This is a genomic window from Olivibacter sitiensis DSM 17696 (assembly GCF_000427965.1).
In the GTDB taxonomy this organism is placed as follows: domain Bacteria; phylum Bacteroidota; class Bacteroidia; order Sphingobacteriales; family Sphingobacteriaceae; genus Olivibacter; species Olivibacter sitiensis.
Map to the genome: position 1 here is coordinate 20,345 of NZ_ATZA01000012.1, position 22,513 is coordinate 42,857.

Below are 22,513 nucleotides of genomic sequence, written 5' to 3' on the forward strand. Positions count from 1 at the left end.
GATGCTTGTTAGCAAGATGCAATAATTACCTGCCGCGGCCACCGCCACGTGAGCTACCGCCTCCAGAACTGCCGCGGCTAGCACCACCGCCGCTGCTCACACTACCGCCACCTGAAGATCCTCTGGAAGGGGCAGATACGCTCGATCCGGAAGAAGACGATGGTCTGCTGACGCTTGGTGCCGAAGGCCTGCTAGCACTGCTACTAGGACGACTCACACTTGGCCTTGCGGAGGAAGCACTCGGCCTCGATACAGAGCTACTAGGTCTACTGGCACCACTTGGGCGGCTCGAAGAGCCAGTTGGTCTGGATACAGAACCGCCACTAGGTCTGCTGGTACCCGAAGGCCTACTTACACCAGTAGGGCGTGAGCTTGTTCCCGTTGGTCGGGAAACGCTTCCCGGTCTTCCCGAGGTACTGGGCCTGCCCACAGCAGTGGGCCTTCCGCTAGATGGCCTACTGACAGCCGAAGGCCTAGTAGCACTTCCAGGTCTAGTGACCGACGTGCCACGACCGGTGCTCACTGCACCTCTCGATGGACGTATGGCATTGCCCGATCCGCGGCTTCCTACGGCAACTCCACGTCCGCCGGCATAAGCACCACTGTTAATTCGTCCGGCATAGGAGTTGCGAGGGCCGTAGCTGGCATTGCGAACGCCGCCGCCCCAGCCCCAACCGGGATAACCCCAGCCGCCGCCCCAACCGAAGCCACCGCCCCAGCCCCAGCCGCCGCCGTACCAGGATACAGGACCCCACCATGGGGATCCCCAGCCACCCCAGCCGCCAGCCCAGTATGGGTTGCCCCACATGCCGCCCCAGCCAAAGCCACCGCCCCAACCGAAACCACCTCCCCAGCCAAAGCCTAAGCTCCATCTGGAACCCCAACCCCAACCGGCGCCATAGCCTAAGCCATAACCAAACCAGGGGTCAAAAAACGGGTCGTAGTAGGTCATGCCGGGAGTAGCATAGTGAAATCTATTTATGCGATTAGCATATTCGTAATCGCTATATTCATCTGCAAAATAGTCGCCTTCATCATCATAGTACTCATCGTCATAATACTCAGTGCTATCGTCTTGGTATTCATCAGCATAGGCTACATCTTCACTGTCGGAATAATAACCAGGGCTACGATAAGCGACCTCTTGCGCTTTGCTCTTGCTGTCGTAGACATCGTCCACATAAGTAGCTTGCCCGTAACGGGTACTGCTACATGAACTTAATATGAACGCCGCTAGTACGAGCAAAGCTCCTGTTATTTTGTTCTTACTAATCATCTCTCTAATTCCTTTTTCTGTATGCTTGAGTTTCTTTTGTTCCTTAGTTGATTAGACCCTATTACAAATAAAAGGTTTAATTCGCATTGTGATATAAAGAAGCAGATGCCTAAGTTAAAAATTTGCTTCATTTAATATAAACGATAACTTTGCCTTTCTTGTTATTAGGCCGCCTGTTCTCAGGGCTTTTTCAACAATAGATAAAAAGACTGACAAAAATTATTCCAATAAAAAATGAGCAAGGGTATTACCAGTAGAAGCGAAGATTACTCCCAATGGTACAATGAGTTAGTGACGAAAGCCGATTTGGCAGAACACTCTGCCGTAAGAGGTTGCATGGTTATCAAGCCTTATGGTTATGCCATATGGGAAAAGATGCAGGCTACACTCGATCAGATGTTCAAGGATACAGGGCATAGCAATGCGTACTTTCCCCTTTTCATTCCTAAGTCCTTTTTTTCCAAGGAGGCCTCCCACGTCGAGGGTTTTGCCACCGAATGCGCCGTGGTGACACACTATCGCCTCAAGAATGACGGTACGGGCAAAATCGTGGTGGATGAAAATGCCAAATTGGAGGAAGAACTGATCGTAAGGCCCACTTCCGAGACCATCATCTGGAATACCTACCGTGGCTGGATAGAATCCTATCGCGATCTGCCTATTCTAGTAAACCAATGGGCCAATGTTGTACGCTGGGAAATGCGCACCCGACTCTTCTTGCGCACGGCAGAGTTTCTCTGGCAAGAAGGACACACGGCGCACGCCACGGAGCAAGAAGCCGTAGAAGAAGCCGAGCGCATGCTGCATGTCTATGCAGACTTTGTGGAAAACTGGCTGGCCCTGCCCGTAGTGCGTGGTACCAAGACCGAGAACGAACGTTTTGCCGGTGCCATCAACACCTATTGCATAGAAGCCCTCATGCAGGACGGCAAGGCCCTGCAGGCTGGAACATCCCATTTTCTGGGGCAAAATTTTGCCAAGGCCTTCGACGTAAAGTTTACATCCAAGGAAGGGAAGCTCGACTATGTGTGGGCCACCTCATGGGGTGTTTCCACGCGTCTTATGGGTGCGCTTATTATGGCCCATTCGGATGATGCTGGCTTGGTATTGCCTCCCAAGCTGGCTCCCATACAAGTGGTCATCGTGCCTATCTACAAAACGGATGAAGAGCGGAATGAAATAGGAGAACTGGCCGATGAGCTCATCGCGGCCTTTAAGCAAAAGGGTATCACGGTGAAGTATGACGACAGGGATACGCAACGCCCTGGCTTTAAGTTTGCCGAATGGGAGCTGAAAGGCGTGCCCGTGCGCATCACCATTGGTGCCCGGGACTTAAAGCAAGGCAATGTGGAAATAGCTAGGAGAGATTTGCAGAGCAAGGAAACCGTGAGCAAAGAAGGCCTAGCCGACACGGTAGAGCAGCTCCTAGAGGCTATGCAACAGTCCATATACGACAAGGCGTTGGCTTATCGCAACGCGCATGTCACCGAAGTAAACTCCTATGAAGAGTTCAGGGAGGTGCTCGAAAGCAAAGGTGGTTTTGTCTCCGCTCACTGGGACGGTACAGTAGAAACCGAAAAAAGGGTGAAAGAAGAAACGAAAGCCACCATCCGATGCATTCCTCTGGATAATAAATTGGAGGAAGGCACGTGTATATTTACAGGCAAAGTATCCAAGCAGAGAGTGCTGTTTGCTAAGGCTTATTAATTGTGTTGCGCGTTATGTGCTGCGAGTTGTGCGAACAGTACACTCACAACGCATAGCTCACAACTCACAACTGAACAAAAATGAAATTCGCAACAAAAGCCATACATGCTGGGCAACATCCCGACCCTACTACAGGAGCCGTAATGACTCCTATATATCAAACTTCTACGTACTGGCAGAAATCGCCGGGAGAGCATAAGGGTTATGAGTATTCGCGAGGAACAAACCCCACGCGCAAGGCCTTAGAAGATTGCATAGCAGCCCTGGAAAATGGGAAATATGGCTTGGCTTTCTCCAGCGGCATGGCCGCTACCGATACCGTATTGCGACTGCTGAAACCGGGAGACGAAGTAATTACGGGCAATGACTTATACGGTGGTTCTTATCGAATCTTCACGAAGGTGTTCGAAAAATTTGGCATCAGGTTCCATTTCTTGGATTTGAGCAAGCCTTCTATTATCAAAGAGCATAGCAATGCCAATACCAAATTGGTGTGGGTGGAGACTCCTACCAATCCTACCATGCAGATCATCGACATTGAAGCCGTGGCGAAGGAGGCCAAGGCGGCCGGTGCCCTGCTGGTGGTAGACAATACCTTTGCTTCGCCGTACTTACAAAATCCGCTGGACCTAGGTGCCGATATTGTTATGCACTCGGTCACCAAATACATTGGTGGGCACAGCGATGTGGTAATGGGGGCTCTGATAACTAATGAGGAAACTCTGTACAAAGAACTATTCTTCTACTACAATGCCGTTGGTGGTACGCCAGGGCCTCAGGATAGCTTCTTGGTGCTGCGTGGTATCAAAACCTTGCACCTGCGCATGAAAGCGCATTGCGAGAATGGCAGGCAGGTGGCAGCGTACCTGAAGAAACACCCCCGGATAGAAAAGATCTATTGGCCTGGCTTTGAGGACCATCCCAATCATGAAGTGGCCAAAAAGCAGATGCGCGATTTTGGCGGGATGATTTCCATCGTGCTGAAAGATGCTTCCCTGCAAGATACCTTTGAAGTGGCTTCCCGCTTCAAGGTGTTCAGCCTAGCGGAATCTTTGGGCGGTGTAGAATCATTATTGAACCATCCGGCAACCATGACACATGGATCTATACCAAAGGAAGTGCGCGAAAAAGTGGGCGTGGTGGATAATCTCTTGCGCTTGAGCGTGGGGGTAGAGGATATTGAGGATCTATTAGAGGATTTGGAGCAAGCTTTGGGCTAGTTTATTGGTCAGCTAGTTGTTCGTCATTCCGAGCGTAGTAGAAACCTAGTCGAGGAATCTCATCCGACTTTGGAGGCTTGGCAAACTGACAGCTGATTAGCTTATTGGTCATGAAGATCCATCTAGGCTGCTTTAGTCTCTACTTTCTCTGCTTTAGTCTTTCAAAAAAATGTCAAATACACTCACAAATATCAGGGACTTGCTGGAGCTAAAGGTGGCGCAATACAATCGCGCTGAATTTATCCCATCAGATCCCATCTGTATACCCCACCGTTTCAGCTTGCCCCAAGATGTGGAGATCATGGGCTTCTTTGCTGCCATTTTGGCTTGGGGCCAGCGGAAGACCATCATCAACAAATGCGGCGAACTGGTTGCGCGCATGGACGGCGTTCCATATGATTTTATACGCTATCACGAGGAATCTGATCGCAAACAGTTATTGGGCTTCAAGCACCGTACCTTCAATGATACGGATTTGCTGTATTTTGTGTCCGTACTACAAAGCCATTACCAACAATCAATGACGCTGGAAGACGCCTTTTTGCCAAAGTTTCCAAATGCAGGAATCCCTTTGGTAGAGCAAGCACTCAATACATTTAGGGCTTATTTTTTCAGCTTTCCGGATTACCCGAGCAGGACAAAAAAGCATATCAGTAGTCCCCTGCAAAAATCGACCTGTAAGAGATTGAATATGTTCCTGCGCTGGATGGTACGGAAGGACGGGCAGGGTGTCGATTTCGGTCTTTGGAAAAAGATAAGGCCAAGCGACCTGATATGTCCCTGTGACGTACATGTAGACCGGGTGGCAAGACATTTGGGCCTGATTAAAAGAAAGCAAACCGATTGGCAAACAGCGCTGGAATTGACCGCATCGCTTAGGCAATTGGATGCCGACGATCCTGTGAAATATGATTTTGCGCTTTTTGGATTGGGAGTAGAAGGGGAACTGTAGGATATGGGTATTGCTTCACATATGGAAATTATGTAATTTTGCAATAAACAGGGCATGTGGCTATTTATGTATATTAGCCCGACTAACCTAAGCTCAACCTAAAGCACATCTAAAAGTCCGTTCAAGTCCGCTGAAGTCCGCTCAACTCCGTTTAAGTCTCTTAACTATTCGGTATTCATTTAGCTTTCCTTTTACCTTCATTCTACCCTCATTCCATAGTGATACTGTAGAGGTACGTTTTATATGCGCCGGATGGGAATAATGGAGGCATTGGATACCGAACGCGAAACGAAGGAATGGCGAGTAGATTACGATGCAAGGGCCTAACAGCCTTGAGGAAATGTAAATCAGGAATTAAGTAAAATAATCGATAGCCAATTGTCATTTTGGGTCCCTTGGGAATTTAAGAGGAGTAAGGAGCCGACAATGCCGTGAAGTATACTGCCAAGATGTGAAAGGGGTGTGTTTCTTTTGTACTTTAATACTTCCTTAGTCTTGATCTCTGTTTGGCCTAGCCAAAACTTATAGGCAGTTATATAGGTGAATTCCCCAGTGAGTTTATACAAGGCTTTGTAAAGGCAGGCTATCCCCGATGTTCCATTGTAGAGGTAGGGATTGTCTATGCCGCGTGCTTGGCTGCTGAGGTTGCAAAAAGATTGAATCCCCAGTGCTTTCGCCTCTTGGACATAATTGGCATTGACAAAATTGAAATGTACCCTGTACAGAAAAAGTGACGATATGAGCTGTTGTTGGCAAGAACAGATGTTCTTCGAATCCGACAGGATCGATTCGGCTATGGCCAATATTTCTTGCTTTAGCCACTTAAATTGGAAATGCTTTTCATAGAGGTTCAGCAATAGCAAACCAAGCAAGACCTTGTCATTTTCTAACCAGGTATCATTCTTCTCTTTGGTGGTAGATGTACTGTATGTCTCAATGGAATGCATCAATACCGAAGCGTTCTGTTCGATTATTTCGGACGAGAAATCCCTAAAAGAAAGGTAGTGTAGATAACCCAAGGCCCCATCTAAAAAGCTATTTTCGCATGCGCTATTATTTCTGGCATATTGCAGGCATAATTGTAAATCCAATTCAGACAATTCTTTCTCCAGGTCGAGCTGAATATGACCATTCTTTTTCAGAAATGTGAGGAGCATGGCAAATCCAGTCATTCCCGATCTAAGGGAACAGTCTTCCAACAAGTCGTTTGGATGATGGGAGAGGAACCTTTCGAAGAAGTGCTGATTGCGATTATAATAAGTATTATAGCCATATCGGCCGCTTTCATACAAATAGAGCACGATACTTAAATAGTCATTCACGAGCAAGTCGTCGCTATCCACGGCAGTTGTTTCAATAAAATCCTCTATGAGAGATTCCAACCCATTTTTGAGTTTTCAGGCGTTTAGGCTTCTTCCCATGTTAATCAATGACGGCTTTTTCGATAAATGTTCTGGTAACCAGGTGATCTATGTTCGTCCTGATAGGCATGGCACAAAGTGGGGGTTGGAACGAGTTTTCCTTTGTAATTTTCAACCAATCCTCAAATGCGCTATGGAACCTACAATCCCCTGTCATCCTGAAGAATTCCGAATACAAGTACGCTATGCCAAGCGAACCTTCGTAAAAAGAAGTGTTGCTCACATCATTTTCCAATAAAACTGGACACAGCAAGGTGTTGAGTGCGATGGCGTGCCCGCTCCGGAAGAAAGAAGCTTTGCCTGTGAAGGTGGCGTAGTCCATCAGCGCTTTTGCGGGCAAGAGGTCTCCGTGCAACAGCGGGAGTATTTTCCTCATGGAGGATTCGGGAGTTGGACCGAAAAAAGTAAACCTTTGGTCTTCTAGGCTTACTTCCTGCCAGTAGTCAAGAAGTGCCTCCATACACTTTTCCAACAAAGACCTACGATAGATATAGAATTCAATATCCGGCTTAGGCAGGTACAGGAGAATATCAATAAGGTTTGCCAACTCGAAAGTGGGCGAATCAAGCGTTTTATAAACCTTTTCATCTATAAAAATTTCCAAACCCCTCATGAACTCTTCCATCAGCTCTCCAAGTTCGTCCGATAATCTACTGTTTCGGAGGAATAGCATATATGCGCCGGCGCCTTCCAAAAAACTATAATTGTTACTGTGTATATGTGTTAGACAGGCGTCCGCCGCTAGATTATATATGTATCTAGGAACCGACAATTGAAGTTCAGAATCGGAACTATTGAAACGTGACAATATATTGGCCGTATAGACCAGATCCTTTACTAAATCTTTCTGGCCTATTTCTATTGAAAGCAATAGCTTGTCCAGCAAGCCGTTGACAGGTTTAGGGGGGGACGAAGTGAGATGACTTATTGTTGTAAACAAAGTCGCTTCTGTTTCGTTCCTCCCGAATAAAATTGGATTACGAGATGAAAATGCGAGCCTATCCATTGGGCTAAAATCATTGTGCCAATACTTAGACAGCCAAAAAGTCTGCAGTGACAGACGTAAGTGTAGGATAGGTTTCCACCCCCTTCGAAAATATCTTGCCTTTTGCGTTTTGTGTCACTCCTTGGTTGAGTTTTGCAATAGTTCTTTTGTTAAAACCCTTTTGCCTTTGTTTTGCTAATGTTTCCATGATGTATATCTTATTTGTTTGATCAAATATTGTTTTAATCCTTTTTTTAGTTAAACTTATTACACCAACACGGTTAAAATAAGTTCAAACCGAGTGATTCCGAGTACGAAATTTATATAGGAAAGTTCTTTTCGGTGGGTCTGTCCTTTTGGGGGGCTTTTGACGTATGCGTCTTATACATTTGTTTATTTTAATTTGACAAAAAAGTTAAATTGGCAGCATGGTTCGACAAATAAAAATAATGGCTGCACATGGATTCGGGTAAGTTACGTGGTAACGTATCGATGGGGAAATCGAAAAATATATCGACCAACATAATGATCCATGTTGTATTATGGCTGTTTTATTGGCTGTATGAGCTGGCTCATGCCTTTGTACTTGTCCCAGAAACGATATACTGGACAGAGACCATTCTGATGATATCCCTCAATATCGTCCAGTTTTACATTGTAAAGAACTGGGCACTTCCCGAATGGGGCAAAGCATTGAATGCATGGCGTATTGGGTTTAGGTTGGCCTTGATTACTGGCGCTTACGCAGGCATTAAATTTATTTTATACAAGCAGTTGCAGCACTTGGATTTGTTAGATGACAGGCTTGGGAATATGCCGTCTTTCTTATTGAGCACAATCCACCGCTCCCTTTATTTCTCCTTGTTGGCAGCCGCCTTTTGGTTCTATGGCGTATCTATGCGTTCGGCAGATGCCGTTAGGAAAAAGGAGCTGGAGAAGGAAAAGCTAAAGGGAGACCTGACGGCCATGAGACTTGCTGTTCTAAGGGCGCAAATCAATCCCCATTTCCTTTTTAATACGTTGAGTTTTATCTACTCCAAGGCATTTGTCCTGTCGGAACAGTTGGCCAAGGGAATACTTACCCTTTCGGAGATTATGCGCTACTCCATTCAAGAATCCGACCTCAGTAGCTCGGCAAAGTTGATGAATGAGGTGAGGCATATAGAGAATCTCATTCTGCTAAATAGGTATCGGTTCAACGACAATTATCATATCTCTTTTAAGTATGTCGGCGTTAAAGCCACACATCGAATTGTGCCTTTCATTTTGATAACGATGGTGGAAAATGCCATGAAATATGGCGATGGAAAGGATGCCGACTTCCCCATTACCATTTGGCTATCTGTAGAAAAGGGGAATAACTTGCGTTTCTGTGTTAAGAACAGGAAGTTGAAGAGGGAAAAGCTGGACGAAAAGGATGGGATAGGGATGCGGTTTGTCAAGTCCAGACTTAAGGAATTTTACGAACATTTTCATCATATCCAAATCCATGATTCGGAGGATTTCTACGAACTGCAACTGGATATGGAATTAATCGAGGTGGCAGATTTGAAAAAATTGAACAACAACTGATTTTTTTCGTAAATTTATCCCAATGATAAAGTGTATAATCATAGACGACGAGCAGCATGCCATCGATATTTTGGAGGTCTATTGCCGGAAGACGCCCTATCTCGAATTGGTGGGCTCGTTTACGGATTCCCGCGAGGCATTCAATGTGATTATGGATAGGTATGTAGAGCTTGTATTTCTCGATATCAACATGCCGGGCATGACGGGATTGGAGTTCGTCAAGATGTTGAAAAATCCTATATCAGTTGTCTTTACCACGGCCTATCCCGAATATGCCGTTAGTGCTTTCGATAACGATGCCACGGACTATCTGTTGAAGCCCTTTTCTTTCGAACGCTTTATCGTTGCTACTCAAAAGGTCCTGAATAGATTTGCTAAACCCAGGCCGTTCAAGGAAAACGCTTACGATTGGGGGCATTTCTTCGTCAAGACAGACCTTGGGAAATTGACCAAGATTGCCTTTAAGGAAATACTCTATGTAGAAGGGTTGAAGAACTACGTCGTTTTCCAGCTTATAGGAGGCCGTAAATTGGTCACATTGCTCAATATGAAGGATGTGGAGGAGGAGCTTGAGGAGTTTTCTTTTTTCAGGATACACAAATCCTATATTGTTTCCATTGACAAGATCGCATCGGTAGATGGGAACAGGGTTTCCCTAACGGAAGGCGAACATGAACTGCCCATCGGCAGCACCTATAAGGATGCTTTTCTACACGGTATCAATCTGAAACTGAGAGGCGGTGCTAGTCAATATGCTCCCAGATAGCATCGAATGCGCTATATGTCCCTGTCCAATCTCGACTTTTTCGACTTATAATAAATATGTAGAAGTTCATATATGACCATTTCGTGTGCACGTTGATCAAAGGGAAACACCCGGTTCAGGTGCATATGGATGATGCTGGATATAAATCCATATCGAGAGGTGCCGGGTTCCTCGCTTTGGATTAAATGCTCGAAGTCTAGCGCTAAGTTGGATGATGTGGATATACTTCGCTGTTTCAATAACCTGGACAATGGCATGTAGTCCTTATCTTCAAATCCGTCATCTTCCATGTACTTGTCAATCTGTATTCTATACTTTCGGTATTTGCCGTTTATGTGGGTATAGGTCTCGCGATCTGCCTGAAACTCTGCTGCAAAAGCACGATTGAGCTGTGCTAGCATATGGAGCTTATCTTCCAGCGTAAAATGGAAATCGGTCAGTATGTCATCGGTCGACCTCATGGCCAGGAGCCATCGCGTTTCTTCTGGAAGAGTACCTTCATTGATCAACTTAAGGGCTTTTACCGTAAAATCGCTGTCGAGCATAAAGAACTTTTCCGCTAGGAAAATGCCCTTACTCCCGTACCTTTCCAATTCTCTTTCGTAAGTATCCAAGCATACTTTCCAAATAAGGCCTTCTTCCAGGTGTGTTTTAAAATAATTGTTAAAACGATCTACGAGCTCCTGAAACTCGTTTCTCTGGGAAAGTCTAAAACGTAAGCGGAGATGGTGCCCCGTGTCTATAAACCTTATAAAGAACCACCCATCTATAAGTCCATCACTTTTTAATTCTTCTGCCAATTGGTAAATCTCTTCGGTTAGTAGGCGCTCCATGACTTGCGTGCCGGCATAAATTTTGAAATAAAGCCATTCAGATCCCATCAGGAAGTGTCTTTGGACCGCATGGGGAGATGCGGAGGCTTTTTGAAGCATATCGTTTTTTTCTTTCTTTCGTTTGACAAGCGGTAGGATGAGCTGGTTGATATACGGATTTCCGTGTTCGTCGGCAATGGGGTAATTACGGCCAAGATCAAAAGGGAATTCCTTCAGGACTATACGGTTCCTGCCTTTGACCGTTTGGCAAAATGTTGCAAGAGATGAAGTGCTTTCTAGATCTATGAGTAGCGTGTTGTCTCCTTCTACCAATGAAATCAGTCGTGGCAGCCTCCATTTTTCGGAAAAATCTTTCAGACTGCCGGTGGAGGTATATTCATTTATCGCAAATTGGATGTCTCTTAGGCCAAAATTCCATGTGGCGAGTGAAACCAATACCTTGCCTACCGATACACGCGGAAAATAGGAGAGATGTCTTAAAGCTTGCGGCCACCTGAATGCCAATCCTTGCTCCAGTCCCTGATTTTGCATGTCGCAAAGGAATTGGTAGACGGGCAGGGCATTATTGCCATAATTATGTGCATTGCTGAGTCGAGGTATGACTTGTTTTTGTTTCCTTTCGGACCATAGGACAATTCTTGCATTTTCTATGGATATGGATAGGTCGTCGAGGGGAATTACCTTGTCATCCGCCAATGAAGGCCTTGCCAGGTAAGGGATCTCATAATCGAGGTAGGCTGGATGCTGCAGGATGTTTCCCACCCTACTCTCAGGTAGATGGACGATTTCCGCCAATAGATGAGCCCTGTTCAGTTCCTTTTCTTTTCTTACAATTTCATCTATCAACGACCTGATATTCTCATCCGCATATCCGAATCTTCCCATCAGGTTTATCGCGCTACTTCCGCTGGCGGATTCTAGGAAAAATTGCTCTTCATTGAGCAAATAAGCTATGCAAGACATGGAGTCCGGTAAGTCGTGTTCATCTGGCTGCCCAAATTCGGATACTAGCTCATCTAAGTCGAGTTGGATATTTTTCGTGCCTTCTCCTAGTGAGTTATATAAAAGCGATGTAAGAAATTCATCCATGCTGTCGTGTTCCACCGTTTTCGGTTTCTGTCTTTGTCCTCCCATGGGGATGCCAATCAACAGGGGTGATTCCGGATTGGTGGCGACCTCCAAATAACCCAATCCTGTTTCGGTATCTAATACTTCCAATAAGGGCATCTTTCTGTCGCCATATCTTTCTATGAAACGCTTTTTAAATGCTTCCAATCTTTCATTACTTCTTCGGGGTATGAGTATGTTGAGCGCAGATAAGGCTTGTTGGAGTGCAAGGGTATGAGCCTTATTTAGAGAAAACCCTTTATTATTTTTCCGAAAGGCATCAACTTGAAAGAATGTCTTCTCTTCAATGAAAGTTCCTAGGTTTTCTGCCAATGCGATGATTTCCCGATAGGCGCTTATGGCGTTTGGCTGTTTTTGATCAAGTTCCTGTAGCTTTTCTTGTATAGCTTGCAAATAGTTTACTTCGTGCTGCACATCGGCACCTTCGTCCATTATTTTCGACAGTGTTTTCAACAGCTGCTGCAGCATGTCTCCGCCAGTTATCTGTGGTTCAAGTTCACTGTAAAGAAGTCTCGATTCTATACAGTTTTCTACAAAGTCTGCTGCCTCGGCCTCGGTATAATCGAATTCCATCATTGTTTTTACCATTTCCTGGTAGCGAATGCCTTGTTGGGCATTTTCCAATAACTTGGCTAGTTCCTCGGAATGGTAAATAGCGCTAATGGTATGAAACCGCTTGCTTGCGATTTGTTTGTATTCGACAAAGCGAAGTTCATCGGCCAGATGGTACATGGACGTATTTGGATAAAATCGGATACTTTCCCTAATACTTTTCTTTTTGTTTAAATTATCTGCCAATTCGCAGAGGTATAACATATCCAGGCGTGTAACCCTTTTTATAATGGAGGCGATAGTGGGGTTTGTATGGTCCGACCATTTTCCGGTAGAGCAAGTAGCGAAAAGCCCAAAAGGGGTACACCTACTACTCATTCTAAGCGCGTATTTTCTCAAAGAGATCAAAAGCCGATCAGATACTGGCCCATTTAAGGTCTTTTCCGCTGATTTAGCTAACTGGTCATATAAGCCTGTAGATGCTAGATAAACGGCTTCCTTAAGTAGCGGGTTGTGCAGGAAATAGCCGTAAGTCTCATCATCCTCATAATGTGGCTTAAATGGCAGGGTAGGAGTTCTTACAATAAAAGCGGTGCTAAAATCGAATTCGCTGCTGTGTTTTTTTAAGGGCTCCTTATATGACATATTTTCTTGAATTAAGTAGGGGCAAAATCTGCTTAATTATAGAGGAAAATAAGTAAATTTAAAAGTGTTATTTGCGAATTTATTGATGAGGGGTGCACGACAAAAATCCCTTTCCACAAAAAACGCGTCATCGCGAGGAGCGAAGTGACGTGGCAATCTACGTTTTTTGTTTGTCAGATTGCCACGTCGTGCCTCCTCGCCTGCCTACCGCAGGCAGGCAATGACGACAACGACAAGTGAGAAATCTGTCGTGCGCCCATTGATGAGTAGGAATACAGGGTTTAATTTAACTTGCTTAGGTAAATTGTTCCTCAATATCGTTGCAATACAGGAGAAAAAGTAAGGGCGTCCAAAAGATATTTTTTTGGACGCCCTTATCGCTAAATCTCTGTGCAATAATCTCTGTACTATTGCAATCTCTTCAAGCGATAGATCAATTGTTGGATTCCCTCTTGATAGTCATCGATGATGGACTGAGTGAAAGCCTCAGTAAACAATTCGCGGTGATCTTCCACAAAGCTATAAAAGCCCTCTGCATGTTTTACAATGTCATTAGGCGTTTTGGTGGCTGGAATAGTGATAGCTACATCACCTTCCATGGCATAAGTAGTTTCTACCAAACGATCAGTCACGCCTAATAAGGTGGCAATAGCTTCATCCAATGCCATATGTTTTGCATAACTTCCTGTTCCTGTCACATGCCAGTGAAAGAGCTTTAAACTGTCGTTAAAAGAAAATATATTACCAATAAATTCGGCAGTCTTTGTGTTTACTGTTTTGGTATCCGTGTTTTTTAATGTTGCAGTACTCATTTTTGATTGATTTTTAATTAAACATTGCTATCTATTGAACAGGTAAATACCTACAAATGTTTTGCCATATTTGGTCTCTCAGTTTGACCATTTGCAAAATGACATTCGCATGGATTTTGTTACCCACATGCCGCAACCCACAACTGGCAACTCATAATTAAACTTGTCTTTTGATTAAATTGGTTATTTTTGCCCCACGATGAACTTTATTATAGACGAAACGGCAAAAGCGCTAAAAGAACTCTATGGTGTAGAGTTGGATGCAAATACCATCAATATACAGGAAACACGCAAAGAATTTGACGGTCAAGTAACGGTAGTGACCTTTCCTTTTACCCGATTTTCAAAGAAATCGCCTGAGCAAACGGGAGAGGACTTGGGGAACTTTCTATTGGCGCATGTAGATGCTATTTCGTCTTTCAATGTCATCAAGGGATTTCTCAACCTTAGTCTATCGGACGATTATTGGTTTTCGATATTGGACAATATGGTCAAGGGAAAAGACTATTTTACGTCACCTAAGAACGGGCAGAAAGTAATGGTAGAATATTCTTCGCCCAATACGAATAAACCTTTGCACCTAGGCCATGTGCGCAATAATCTGTTGGGTTTTTCTGTTTCGCAGTTGCTGGAGGCTGCTGGCTACGATGTCATTAAGGCCAATCTGGTCAATGATAGGGGTATACATATATGTAAGTCCATGTTGGCATGGCAAAAGTACGGCAATGGCGAAACGCCCGACTCCAGTGGACTGAAAGGAGATAAGCTGGTAGGCAATTACTACGTACTATTTGACAAAGAGTATAAAAAGGAAATCGAACAGTTAAAAGCAGAGGGCTATACCGAAGAGGAGGCAAAAAAAAATGCGCCCTTGATGCTGGAGGCGCAAGAAATGTTGCGGCAATGGGAAGCAGGTGACGAGAAGGTAATAGCGCTTTGGAAAACCATGAATGCATGGGTGTATGCTGGGTTTGATCTTACTTATAAGCAATTGGGTGTTAGCTTTGATAAGACCTATTACGAATCCGATACCTATCTTTTGGGAAAAGATATCATAGAAGAGGGGATTGAAAAGGGAGTCTTCTTCAAAAAAGAAGACAATTCCGTTTGGATAGACTTGACGGATGAAGGCTTGGACCAAAAGCTTGTGCTTCGTGGTGATGGCACGTCGGTTTATATCACCCAAGACTTGGGCACGGCGCAACTGAAATACGATGATTTTAAGATGGACAAATCCATCTACGTAGTGGGCAATGAGCAAGACTATCATTTTAAGGTGCTGTTCTTAATATTGAAGAAACTAGGTAGGCCCTGGGCTGACGGATTGTATCACCTTTCCTATGGTATGGTCGATCTGCCATCTGGCAAGATGAAATCGCGTGAAGGAACCGTGGTGGATGCCGACGACCTGATAGCGGACATGATTCAAACGGCCAAGGAACGTACCGAAGAACTCGGTAAGGTGGAAGGTTTCTCGGACGAGGAAAAGGAAAATCTATATAGGATGATCGGGTTGGGAGCATTGAAGTACTTCTTGCTAAAGGTAGAACCTAAGAAGCGTTTATTGTTTGATCCAAACGAGTCGATCGACTTTCAGGGACATACAGGGCCTTTCGTGCAATATACCCATGCACGTATCAAGTCGGTGCTCAGCAAAGGGCAGTTCAATGCTTCTGGAACGGTAGAAAAGCCTAAGGAATTGCAGGGAGTGGAGCGAGATATTATTCAGGAATTGATAAAATATCCAGAGTTGATCAGAACGGCGGCAAAGGATTACAGTCCAGCCTTGATAGCCAATTACGTATACGATCTTGCCAAGCTCTACAACCGATTTTATCACGAGGTTTCTATACTTAAGGTAGAAGAAGAGTCCCTGAAACAGTTTCGCCTGCATTTGTCCTACCTCACCGCTACCGTGATAGCCAAGGGGATGGGATTGCTGGGCATAGAGGTACCCGAGAGGATGTAGATTGCCGCTTACAATGGTCTGCAGAGCAATTCAAATAAAATAGTATGATTTGAAGTAGCGACCTGTGCTTCCTCAATGCGCGCTTCAATAAATTCGTTGAGGTCAAATACTTCCTTGTTTAAGGTCAAGTTTCCAGCTGTGATTTTGAAATGTTGTGCTTCACCGGTCAGAGCGATTTTTCCATAGATTTCAAACCAATAGTCCTCATGCTCGGGAGCGATATCGCGCATGCGCCTACCAACGGCATTCTTTATGCCGGTCTGTTGTTCAAAGGAGGCGTTTACCTCTAGGAAGCGGTAATCTATAGGGCTGCCCGATGCATCGAAAAGAACTTCTATGATGCAAAAACCTTCGTCTATAGAATCGAAGAGCGTCTGGTATTTCTCCTCTGCTTGCCTTAGTTTTTGCTCTAGCTCTTTGGTATACGAATGCTCACCCTGTGATAACGACGTCTGGGGATCTTCCAACCGTTCTTTATTGGCGTGTTTTTTTCTGGGCATATTGTGTTAATCTGCGTAAATCTACTTATTTCGTGTGGTATTTATGTGCTTGTCGGCTATTTCGTTACCCCTATACCTGCTCTACCATTATATCTACTTTATGTCAACAAATAACCGCTTCTGCTGTTTATAGATTTAGCAAGTCAATCTGTTTTTTATTTAGACATGGTTCCGGACGAAAGTATCCGTTGATTATTGATATAAGCGTTATATGGCCTTAGCCCTACTTATACTGTTTTTGTTGTCGTTTGTTTCGCTAGCTTTTTCGGAGAAGAAGGCATACCGATGGGCTTTTGTTATGGCCGGTATTTGCATCTGCGTTTTCGTTTATTTCTGCCGTTTCATTCCTGTGGTGTCAACCGGTGAAACCTGGGTGCAACACATAAGTTGGGTTCCACAGATTCACTTCAACCTCAATTTTTATTTAGATGCGCTCAGCCTTTTCTTCGTGCTCCTCATTAGCTTTTTCGGCATCTGCATCTTTGCTTATGCAGGCGTATATATGCGAGCACAACAGCATCAGAACAGGTTTTTCTTCTACCTAGGACTCTTTATGTCTTCCATGATTGGTTTGGTGATGGCCGATAATGTTTTCCTGTTATACGTTTTTTGGGAGCTAACCAGTATCAGTTCCTATTTTCTCATTAGTTACGACAGTGAAAAGAAGGCGGCTCGCAGGGCGGGCATGCAGGCCCTGCTCTTGACCAATTTGGGAGGGTTGGCCCTGCTGGCGGCATTGGTATTACTTGGCCAGCAAATCGGATCTTATGAGCTATCTGTAATGCTAGATCATAAATTTCAATCGGGAAACTATTATTTACCTATTCTTCTGCTGCTTTGTTTGGCTTGTTTTACCAAGTCTGCGCAGTTTCCCTTCCATTTTTGGCTGCCTAACGCAATGGCTGCCCCCACACCCGTCAGTGCTTTCCTGCATTCGGCTACCATGGTAAAAGCAGGTGTGTTTTTGCTTTTGCGTTTCCATCCAGTATTGGGAGGTACCGTATACTGGGAGGGGTTGTTGATAAGCATGGGAGGCATCACTGCTCTTTTGGGCGCTATGCAATCCCTGACGCAGAACGATATGAAAAAGCTATTAGCCTATATTACGGTTAGTACTCTTGGTATTTTGGTTATGGCGATAGGCGTAGGAAGCGTTACGGCCATACAAGCTGCCTTGCTGTATTTGTTGGCCCATGCTCTATATAAGGGGGCACTGTTCATGCTGGCTGGCAATGTAGACAAGCAAATCAAGAGCAAGAATGTGGACGAATTGACCGGGCTTTTCCAGGTGATGCCCTATTCCGGTGTTGCGCTTATTCTGGCCTGTGCGGCAATGGCGGGATTCCCGCCACTGCTGGCCTTTCTGGCTAAGGAAAAATTGTATGAAATGGGGGTGTCGCATGGGCTTGGTTCCTTTGCGCTTTGGGCGGTTTTCCTTAGCAGTGCAGTATACGTGACCATATCCCTTAAGTTGGTATATGGAATGTTCCTAAGCCAGAGGAAACAACGCTTGGGCGAAAAGGGAAAGGAAGTCTCCTTTCTAATGTGGGCTGCACCTTTGGTATTGAGTGTGCTGGGCATTGGGTTTGGCATATTTGCTTATTTGATAGCACCCTTTATGGAGCAGGTATGCAACGTAGTAATAGGCAGGCCATATCCGTTGGATACGGCAATGTGGCATGGCTTTAACTTACCGTTTGTTCTCAGTCTGGCCACTTGGGGCTTAGGCGCCCTACTTTATGTGGGGCTCAGGCAAATTAGAAAAATTTTTGGTAGTAGCTTGGTAACTTGGTGGGATTTTGATGGGTGGTATGATAAAAGCCTCTTGACCCTTCAATATGCGGCAAGGAAACTTACTGTTTTCGTCCAAGGAGGTAAACTCACGGTTTATTTGAAGACCACGTTCTTTTTAGTTACTGCCTTGCTCGTGTTTATTTACATTGACTACGATCTCTACCCTTCGCAATGGCTTTTCAGAACCGAACTCAAGGTGGACCGGATTTATGAGTTTTTACCACTGATGATGATTGTGGTAGGGGTGGTGACGGTGATGTTTGAAAAGTCAAGGCTTACCATGCTGGCAGCGCTGAGCTTGGTAGGCTATGGCATAGCGTTGTTCTACGCCATGTTCAGTGCACCGGATGTATCCATGACGCAATTCTTAGTGGAGACCATCACGTTGTTGATCTTTGTCATCGTACTGCATCGGTTGCCAAAGCACATATCTTTCCCTCGAGAGCACAAGCGCATCGTTTCCGTTCTAATAGCCTTGGCATTTGGCACTATTACTACGCTCATTTTGGCCAGTATGCAGGGATACGAGATGCATGGAGACATGAAGGAGTTCTATATTACGAAAGCCGGCCCCGAAGGAAAAGGGGAGAACGTGGTAAACGTGATGTTGGTCGATTTCAGGGCCTTCGATACTTTCGGCGAGATGGTAGTGCTCTGCATGACGGCTTTGGGGGTGATGACGCTCATTAAGTTGAAGTCGAATAAGGTTTAGATATGAGACTTGAGATATGAGACTGATAGGTTGAAACTGGTAAGTTATAAATGATAAATATCAGGTAGCTTTAAAACTTACCATTTATTACTATAGAACAAAATCTTATGTGTTGATACTAAAAATATGAGAACAATTGTATTACAAACAGCCATAAGGGTGCTGTTGCCCATTTTCTTTGTTTACTCACTGTATCTCTTGTTTAGGGGGCACGATAGTCCTGGTGGGGGCTTCATAGGTGCCTTGGTGGTTTCCATTGCGTTGATATTTCACGTGATTGCCTTTGGCGTGACCTATACCATAGAAAAATACCGTATAAATACCATGTGGCTCACTGCTTCCGGTCTTTTGCTGGTTTTTTTTGGCGGGGTAGGCCCCATGTTGTTGGACGATGGTTTTTTTCATGCTATGTGGTCCAATGTGAAGATTCCCTTCATAGGCACCTTGAGTTCCGTACTGCTATTTGATATAGGAGTTTATCTGGGAGTGGTGGGAAGTATTATGAAAATAAGTTTGACTATATTGGAGGAAGATTAAGTTATGGGTTTGACCTTGTCTATTGTAACGGGTTTTTTGATGGCTGGAGGAGTCTATCTGCTGCTCCACAAGAGTTTTATGAAAATGATTACAGGGATCATCGTATTTGGCAATGCCATTAACATGTTTTTGCTGATAGCTGGGGGCCTGATACGTGATAATCCGCCATTTGTGAGCAAAACGCAAAGCGATGTGGATGCCCTGCCTTTGGCAGACCCTGTACCACAGGCTTTCATCCTCACGGCCATCGTGATTGGACTGGGCGTGCAGGCTTTTGCTATTGTGCTTTTTAAGCGGGTATACCAAACGTCCAATATCAATGACGTGGATGAATTGAACCATACGGATAAAATTGAAAATGGCGAATAATAGTCTTATCATATTGCCGCTCCTGTCGTTTATGCTAGCTGCTATTTTGTGCTTTTTTTTCCATGGGAAGGTAAGGCCACAACAATACATCGCTATAGCAGGCAGCTTCATTGCGCTAATATGTGCCATCGGCCTGTTAAGGGAAGTGCTTCATTTTGAAATTCTCAGCATGCAGGTAGGGGGCTGGCAGGCACCCTATGGTATTACCATCGTTGTGGATGTTTATTCTGCACTCATGATTGGTATAGCCTGCTTGCTTGCATTTGCGGTCTCGATATTTTCGTTGTCTAGAACATCCATCAGCTATAGCAGGCAAAGGGGCGGCTATTATCCCTCACTCCTGTTTATGTTGATGGGAGTCATTGGCTCCTTTATTACCGGCGATCTATTTAACCTATATGTGTGGTTTGAGGTAATGCTCATCTCCTCCTTTGTGCTCATGACATTGGGCAGTAAGCGCAAGCAGCTCGAGGGAGGTTTGAAGTATATGGTGCTTAATTTTGTGGCATCTACGTTTCTGCTTTTGGCCATCGGTATATTATATGGCGTCACAGGGCACACCAATATGGCCATGCTGTCCCAGCTATTGAAACATACCGATATCTCGGGCATGGTTCAGTTAGCTTCCGTTTTGCTTTTGGTGAGCTTTACGGCCAAGGCGGCTATGTTTCCGCTTTTCTTTTGGCTGCCAGCTTCGTACCATACACCACCCATTGCCGTTACTGCCGTGATGGCAGGGCTGCTTACTAAAGTGGGCGTATATACCCTACTGAGAACATATACGCTTTTATTTCCTTTGGATAGGCCGTTCACTGTTAATATACTAATGATTATGGCTTGTTGTACGATGCTGGTTGGTGTGTTGGGAGCTCTGGTGCAGCAAGATATCAGAAAGGTGCTGGCCTATAACCTCATTAGCAAGATAGGATTTATCATCATGGGTTTGGCCATCAATAGCCCCCTTGCTATTGCGGCTTCTATTTTCTACACGATACATCATATATTGGTGAAGAGTAATTTATTCTTTGTGACTGGCATGATTGGGGTAGAAAGGGGCAGTTTTCAGATTAAGGAACTTGGGGGTATCTATAGTGCATGGCCACTGATATCGTTTGTGTTCATGCTATTATCGCTTACCTTGGTGGGTATTCCCCCTTTATCTGGATTTTACGGTAAGCTCATGTTTACGCAAGCGGCTATAGCCAGCGCATCTTATGTGCCCATTGTCATCTTATTGCTCACTAGCTTGCTGACGCTCTATTCCATGATCAGGGTATGGCGAATAGCTTTCCTTCGCCCGTGGGACGGACAGGGGAACGCAATAGTAAGTGAACGGCAGTTACTATCGGGACATAAACCCATGTGCATGGCTATAGGCATCCTTCTGGTCTTTACCTTGGGAATTAGTATATACGCAGCTCCTTTGGTAGAGGTATCTACGAAAGCAGCCTATCAATTGCTTCATCCGGAAATATATATCAGGCAGGTGTTGGGCGACTAAATTTAAAGGATATGAGAAGAAAACCATTTTTTAAGAGGTCGTTGGTCAGGTTCTTGATCCATATGTTATTGGGCTTTGGACTTTGCTCTCTTGCTATGAATTATATTCCTTTTGTGCCTGAGACGGCGGGAGGGGCCCTCCTTAGCTTTTTGACCGCTTTTGTAGCAGTGTGGCTGTTGAGCTATTTGGTAGCGAAGGATTATTTTTATTGGTTTATTCAACTTTTTTTTCTCTGCAAATACTTCGTGAAAGAGTTCTTTAGGTCCAATTACATTCTCTCAAGGGAGATCATGACGCCGGGGCTTTCGCTTACGCCCGCGGTGGTGAAAATCCCCTTAGAGATCCATACCGACTATGGCTTGATGGCTTTGGTGAGCATCTCGAACCTTACGCCAGGCACCTTGGTACTGGGTATTTCCGAAGATCGGAAATACCTGTTTTTACATACGCTCTATTTGGAGGGAGGAAGTGTGGAGGCTTTTAAAATGGGATATAAAGCTGGCTTTGAAAAAAGATTAATAAAATTGTTGGCATGACATTTTTCACCATCATATTGACTATTTGTATCGTACTTATTGGCCTTTCGACCGTATTGGCTTTGATTCGTTTTTTTATTGGCCCTACCTTGGCCGACAGACTTTCCGCATTGGATTTGATTGCGGCCTATTTGATAGCGATGATGGTGGTTTATATCCTGTTTACGGACAAGCTCATTTTCTTTGATGTGGCCTTGGTGTTTTCATTGGTCGCTTTTTGGGGTGCCTTGTCTTTTGCGTATTATTTGATTAATAGAATTTCAAAATGAATTTAGCGACAGAAATATTGAGCGGATTGTTTGTTTTAATGGGCGCGATTCTAATGTTGATTTCGGCTGTGGGGATTTTGCGCTTGCCCGACTTTTACTCCCGCTTGTCTGCGGTCACAAAAAACTCGACCATAGGTGTGGTGTTTATCGTTGCCGGGGCCGTTTTGTATTTCAACAATGTGGAAGTGTTGATCAAGGGGATAGGCATTGTGTTATTTATAGCACTTACATCTCCTACATCGGCTTATATCATAGGTAAGGCAGCCATCCATGTGAGCGTACCTTTTTGGCCTAAAACGGACAAGAGCGATTTTGATGATCTGGAAGAAGGACCGAGCGATAGGGAAAAGGAACTGGAAGCCAAAGGCGAACATCTCAGACAATTGCTGGCACAAAAAAGAGAACGGGGCAAAGGTTGATTGTTCTCATATCTCACATCGCATATCTCACATCTAAA

General features: G+C 44.7%; 20 protein-coding genes. 13 read left to right on the forward strand and 7 right to left on the reverse strand.

Translation table 11 applies throughout. From position 1 onward, the window contains the following. Positions 1 to 25: 25 nt before the first annotated feature. Entirely contained in the window at positions 26 to 1,276 is a 1,251-nt protein-coding gene (locus tag A37S_RS27060) for a dermokine domain-containing protein (protein ID WP_036601827.1), read from the reverse strand. Between the two features lie 234 nt (positions 1,277 to 1,510). Between A37S_RS27060 and proS the strand changes: the two genes are divergently transcribed. The 3 genes from proS (at position 1,511) to A37S_RS0108300 (ending at position 5,155) form a co-directional block, all read left to right on the forward strand. Next, positions 1,511 to 2,983, forward strand: a complete 1,473-nt coding sequence (gene proS / locus A37S_RS0108290; protein WP_028296590.1) for a proline--tRNA ligase — start codon at positions 1,511 to 1,513, stop codon at positions 2,981 to 2,983. Positions 2,984 to 3,063: 80 nt separating this feature from the next. Continuing rightward, on the forward strand, positions 3,064 to 4,203 hold the full coding sequence (locus A37S_RS0108295) for a cystathionine gamma-synthase (RefSeq protein ID WP_028296591.1): 1,140 nt from the start codon (positions 3,064 to 3,066) through the stop codon (positions 4,201 to 4,203). Positions 4,204 to 4,372: 169 nt separating this feature from the next. Next, positions 4,373 to 5,155 carry a TIGR02757 family protein gene (locus A37S_RS0108300; protein ID WP_028296592.1) on the forward strand — a complete coding sequence of 261 codons (783 nt, stop codon included), beginning with the start codon at positions 4,373 to 4,375 and terminating at the stop codon, positions 5,153 to 5,155. Positions 5,156 to 5,502: 347 nt separating this feature from the next. Here the strand turns inward: A37S_RS0108300 and A37S_RS0108305 are convergent, their stop codons facing one another. From A37S_RS0108305 to A37S_RS27065, 3 genes are all read right to left on the reverse strand, one after another. After that, positions 5,503 to 6,537, reverse strand: coding sequence for a hypothetical protein (locus tag A37S_RS0108305; RefSeq protein ID WP_028296593.1), 1,035 nt, complete (start codon positions 6,535 to 6,537; stop codon positions 5,503 to 5,505). Positions 6,538 to 6,577: 40 nt separating this feature from the next. Beyond that, positions 6,578 to 7,516 (reverse strand): hypothetical protein, encoded by a 939-nt coding sequence (locus tag A37S_RS0108310; protein ID WP_169719463.1) that lies wholly within the window; start codon positions 7,514 to 7,516, stop codon positions 6,578 to 6,580. Positions 7,517 to 7,607: 91 nt separating this feature from the next. Continuing rightward, a complete protein-coding gene (locus A37S_RS27065) occupies positions 7,608 to 7,769 on the reverse strand; it encodes a hypothetical protein (RefSeq protein ID WP_157278515.1) in 162 nt (53 codons plus the stop codon). Positions 7,770 to 8,086: 317 nt separating this feature from the next. On the opposite strand from A37S_RS27065, the gene A37S_RS26175 reads away from it, so the two are divergent. Next, a complete protein-coding gene (locus tag A37S_RS26175) occupies positions 8,087 to 9,133 on the forward strand; it encodes a sensor histidine kinase (RefSeq protein ID WP_169719464.1) in 1,047 nt (348 codons plus the stop codon). A 22-nt stretch (positions 9,134 to 9,155) separates the two neighbouring features. After that, positions 9,156 to 9,899, forward strand: a complete 744-nt coding sequence (locus tag A37S_RS0108325; RefSeq protein ID WP_028296595.1) for a LytR/AlgR family response regulator transcription factor — start codon at positions 9,156 to 9,158, stop codon at positions 9,897 to 9,899. An 11-nt stretch (positions 9,900 to 9,910) separates the two neighbouring features. On the opposite strand, the gene A37S_RS0108330 is transcribed toward A37S_RS0108325, so the two are convergent. Together A37S_RS0108330 and A37S_RS0108335 are read right to left on the reverse strand one after the other, a co-directional pair. After that, on the reverse strand, positions 9,911 to 13,057 hold the full coding sequence (locus tag A37S_RS0108330) for a lantibiotic dehydratase (RefSeq protein WP_028296596.1): 3,147 nt from the start codon (positions 13,055 to 13,057) through the stop codon (positions 9,911 to 9,913). Positions 13,058 to 13,464: 407 nt separating this feature from the next. Next, the gene (locus A37S_RS0108335) at positions 13,465 to 13,869 is read right to left on the reverse strand and encodes a DUF5856 family protein (protein WP_028296597.1); all 405 of its coding nucleotides are present in this window, start codon (positions 13,867 to 13,869) and stop codon (positions 13,465 to 13,467) included. A gap of 199 nt (positions 13,870 to 14,068) precedes the next feature. On the opposite strand from A37S_RS0108335, the gene argS reads away from it, so the two are divergent. Beyond that, on the forward strand, positions 14,069 to 15,838 hold the full coding sequence (gene argS, locus A37S_RS0108340; protein WP_028296598.1) for an arginine--tRNA ligase: 1,770 nt from the start codon (positions 14,069 to 14,071) through the stop codon (positions 15,836 to 15,838). 8 nt (positions 15,839 to 15,846) lie between these two features. On the opposite strand, the gene A37S_RS0108345 is transcribed toward argS, so the two are convergent. Beyond that, the gene (locus A37S_RS0108345; RefSeq protein WP_028296599.1) at positions 15,847 to 16,338 is read right to left on the reverse strand and encodes a PAS domain-containing protein; all 492 of its coding nucleotides are present in this window, start codon (positions 16,336 to 16,338) and stop codon (positions 15,847 to 15,849) included. A gap of 211 nt (positions 16,339 to 16,549) precedes the next feature. On the opposite strand from A37S_RS0108345, the gene mbhE reads away from it, so the two are divergent. The 7 genes from mbhE (at position 16,550) to mnhG (ending at position 22,475) form a co-directional block, all read left to right on the forward strand. After that, entirely contained in the window at positions 16,550 to 18,844 is a 2,295-nt protein-coding gene (gene mbhE, locus A37S_RS0108350) for a hydrogen gas-evolving membrane-bound hydrogenase subunit E (RefSeq protein ID WP_028296600.1), read from the forward strand. A gap of 126 nt (positions 18,845 to 18,970) precedes the next feature. Beyond that, a complete protein-coding gene (locus A37S_RS0108355; protein ID WP_028296601.1) occupies positions 18,971 to 19,381 on the forward strand; it encodes an MnhB domain-containing protein in 411 nt (136 codons plus the stop codon). A 3-nt stretch (positions 19,382 to 19,384) separates the two neighbouring features. Next, positions 19,385 to 19,750: an NADH-quinone oxidoreductase subunit K gene (locus A37S_RS0108360; RefSeq protein ID WP_028296602.1), complete on the forward strand. Its 366-nt coding sequence runs from the start codon at positions 19,385 to 19,387 to the stop codon at positions 19,748 to 19,750. Continuing rightward, positions 19,740 to 21,251: a proton-conducting transporter transmembrane domain-containing protein gene (locus A37S_RS0108365; protein WP_036601833.1), complete on the forward strand. Its 1,512-nt coding sequence runs from the start codon at positions 19,740 to 19,742 to the stop codon at positions 21,249 to 21,251. Before A37S_RS0108360 ends, A37S_RS0108365 begins: the two co-directional genes overlap by 11 nt. An 11-nt stretch (positions 21,252 to 21,262) precedes the next feature. Next, entirely contained in the window at positions 21,263 to 21,787 is a 525-nt protein-coding gene (locus A37S_RS24020; RefSeq protein ID WP_084163810.1) for a Na+/H+ antiporter subunit E, read from the forward strand. Further along, entirely contained in the window at positions 21,784 to 22,056 is a 273-nt protein-coding gene (locus A37S_RS0108375) for an MrpF/PhaF family protein (protein ID WP_028296604.1), read from the forward strand. The genes A37S_RS24020 and A37S_RS0108375 overlap by 4 nt, the downstream gene beginning before the upstream one ends. Beyond that, positions 22,053 to 22,475 (forward strand): monovalent cation/H(+) antiporter subunit G, encoded by a 423-nt coding sequence (mnhG, locus tag A37S_RS24025; RefSeq protein ID WP_084163811.1) that lies wholly within the window; start codon positions 22,053 to 22,055, stop codon positions 22,473 to 22,475. Before A37S_RS0108375 ends, mnhG begins: the two co-directional genes overlap by 4 nt. Positions 22,476 to 22,513: the final 38 nt, after the last annotated feature.

Coding starts and splice junctions, on each gene's coding strand:
- A37S_RS27060 (WP_036601827.1), bottom strand. CDS start 1,276: ATGATTAGTAAGAACAAAATAACAGGAGCTTTGCTCGTACTAGCGGCG.
- proS (WP_028296590.1), top strand. CDS start 1,511: ATGAGCAAGGGTATTACCAGTAGAAGCGAAGATTACTCCCAATGGTAC.
- A37S_RS0108295 (WP_028296591.1), top strand. CDS start 3,064: ATGAAATTCGCAACAAAAGCCATACATGCTGGGCAACATCCCGACCCT.
- A37S_RS0108300 (WP_028296592.1), top strand. CDS start 4,373: ATGTCAAATACACTCACAAATATCAGGGACTTGCTGGAGCTAAAGGTG.
- A37S_RS27065 (WP_157278515.1), bottom strand. CDS start 7,769: ATGGAAACATTAGCAAAACAAAGGCAAAAGGGTTTTAACAAAAGAACT.
- A37S_RS26175 (WP_169719464.1), top strand. CDS start 8,087: ATGATCCATGTTGTATTATGGCTGTTTTATTGGCTGTATGAGCTGGCT.
- A37S_RS0108325 (WP_028296595.1), top strand. CDS start 9,156: ATGATAAAGTGTATAATCATAGACGACGAGCAGCATGCCATCGATATT.
- A37S_RS0108330 (WP_028296596.1), bottom strand. CDS start 13,057: ATGTCATATAAGGAGCCCTTAAAAAAACACAGCAGCGAATTCGATTTT.
- A37S_RS0108335 (WP_028296597.1), bottom strand. CDS start 13,869: ATGAGTACTGCAACATTAAAAAACACGGATACCAAAACAGTAAACACA.
- argS (WP_028296598.1), top strand. CDS start 14,069: ATGAACTTTATTATAGACGAAACGGCAAAAGCGCTAAAAGAACTCTAT.
- A37S_RS0108345 (WP_028296599.1), bottom strand. CDS start 16,338: ATGCCCAGAAAAAAACACGCCAATAAAGAACGGTTGGAAGATCCCCAG.
- mbhE (WP_028296600.1), top strand. CDS start 16,550: ATGGCCTTAGCCCTACTTATACTGTTTTTGTTGTCGTTTGTTTCGCTA.
- A37S_RS0108355 (WP_028296601.1), top strand. CDS start 18,971: ATGAGAACAATTGTATTACAAACAGCCATAAGGGTGCTGTTGCCCATT.
- A37S_RS0108360 (WP_028296602.1), top strand. CDS start 19,385: ATGGGTTTGACCTTGTCTATTGTAACGGGTTTTTTGATGGCTGGAGGA.
- A37S_RS0108365 (WP_036601833.1), top strand. CDS start 19,740: ATGGCGAATAATAGTCTTATCATATTGCCGCTCCTGTCGTTTATGCTA.
- A37S_RS24020 (WP_084163810.1), top strand. CDS start 21,263: ATGAGAAGAAAACCATTTTTTAAGAGGTCGTTGGTCAGGTTCTTGATC.
- A37S_RS0108375 (WP_028296604.1), top strand. CDS start 21,784: ATGACATTTTTCACCATCATATTGACTATTTGTATCGTACTTATTGGC.
- mnhG (WP_084163811.1), top strand. CDS start 22,053: ATGAATTTAGCGACAGAAATATTGAGCGGATTGTTTGTTTTAATGGGC.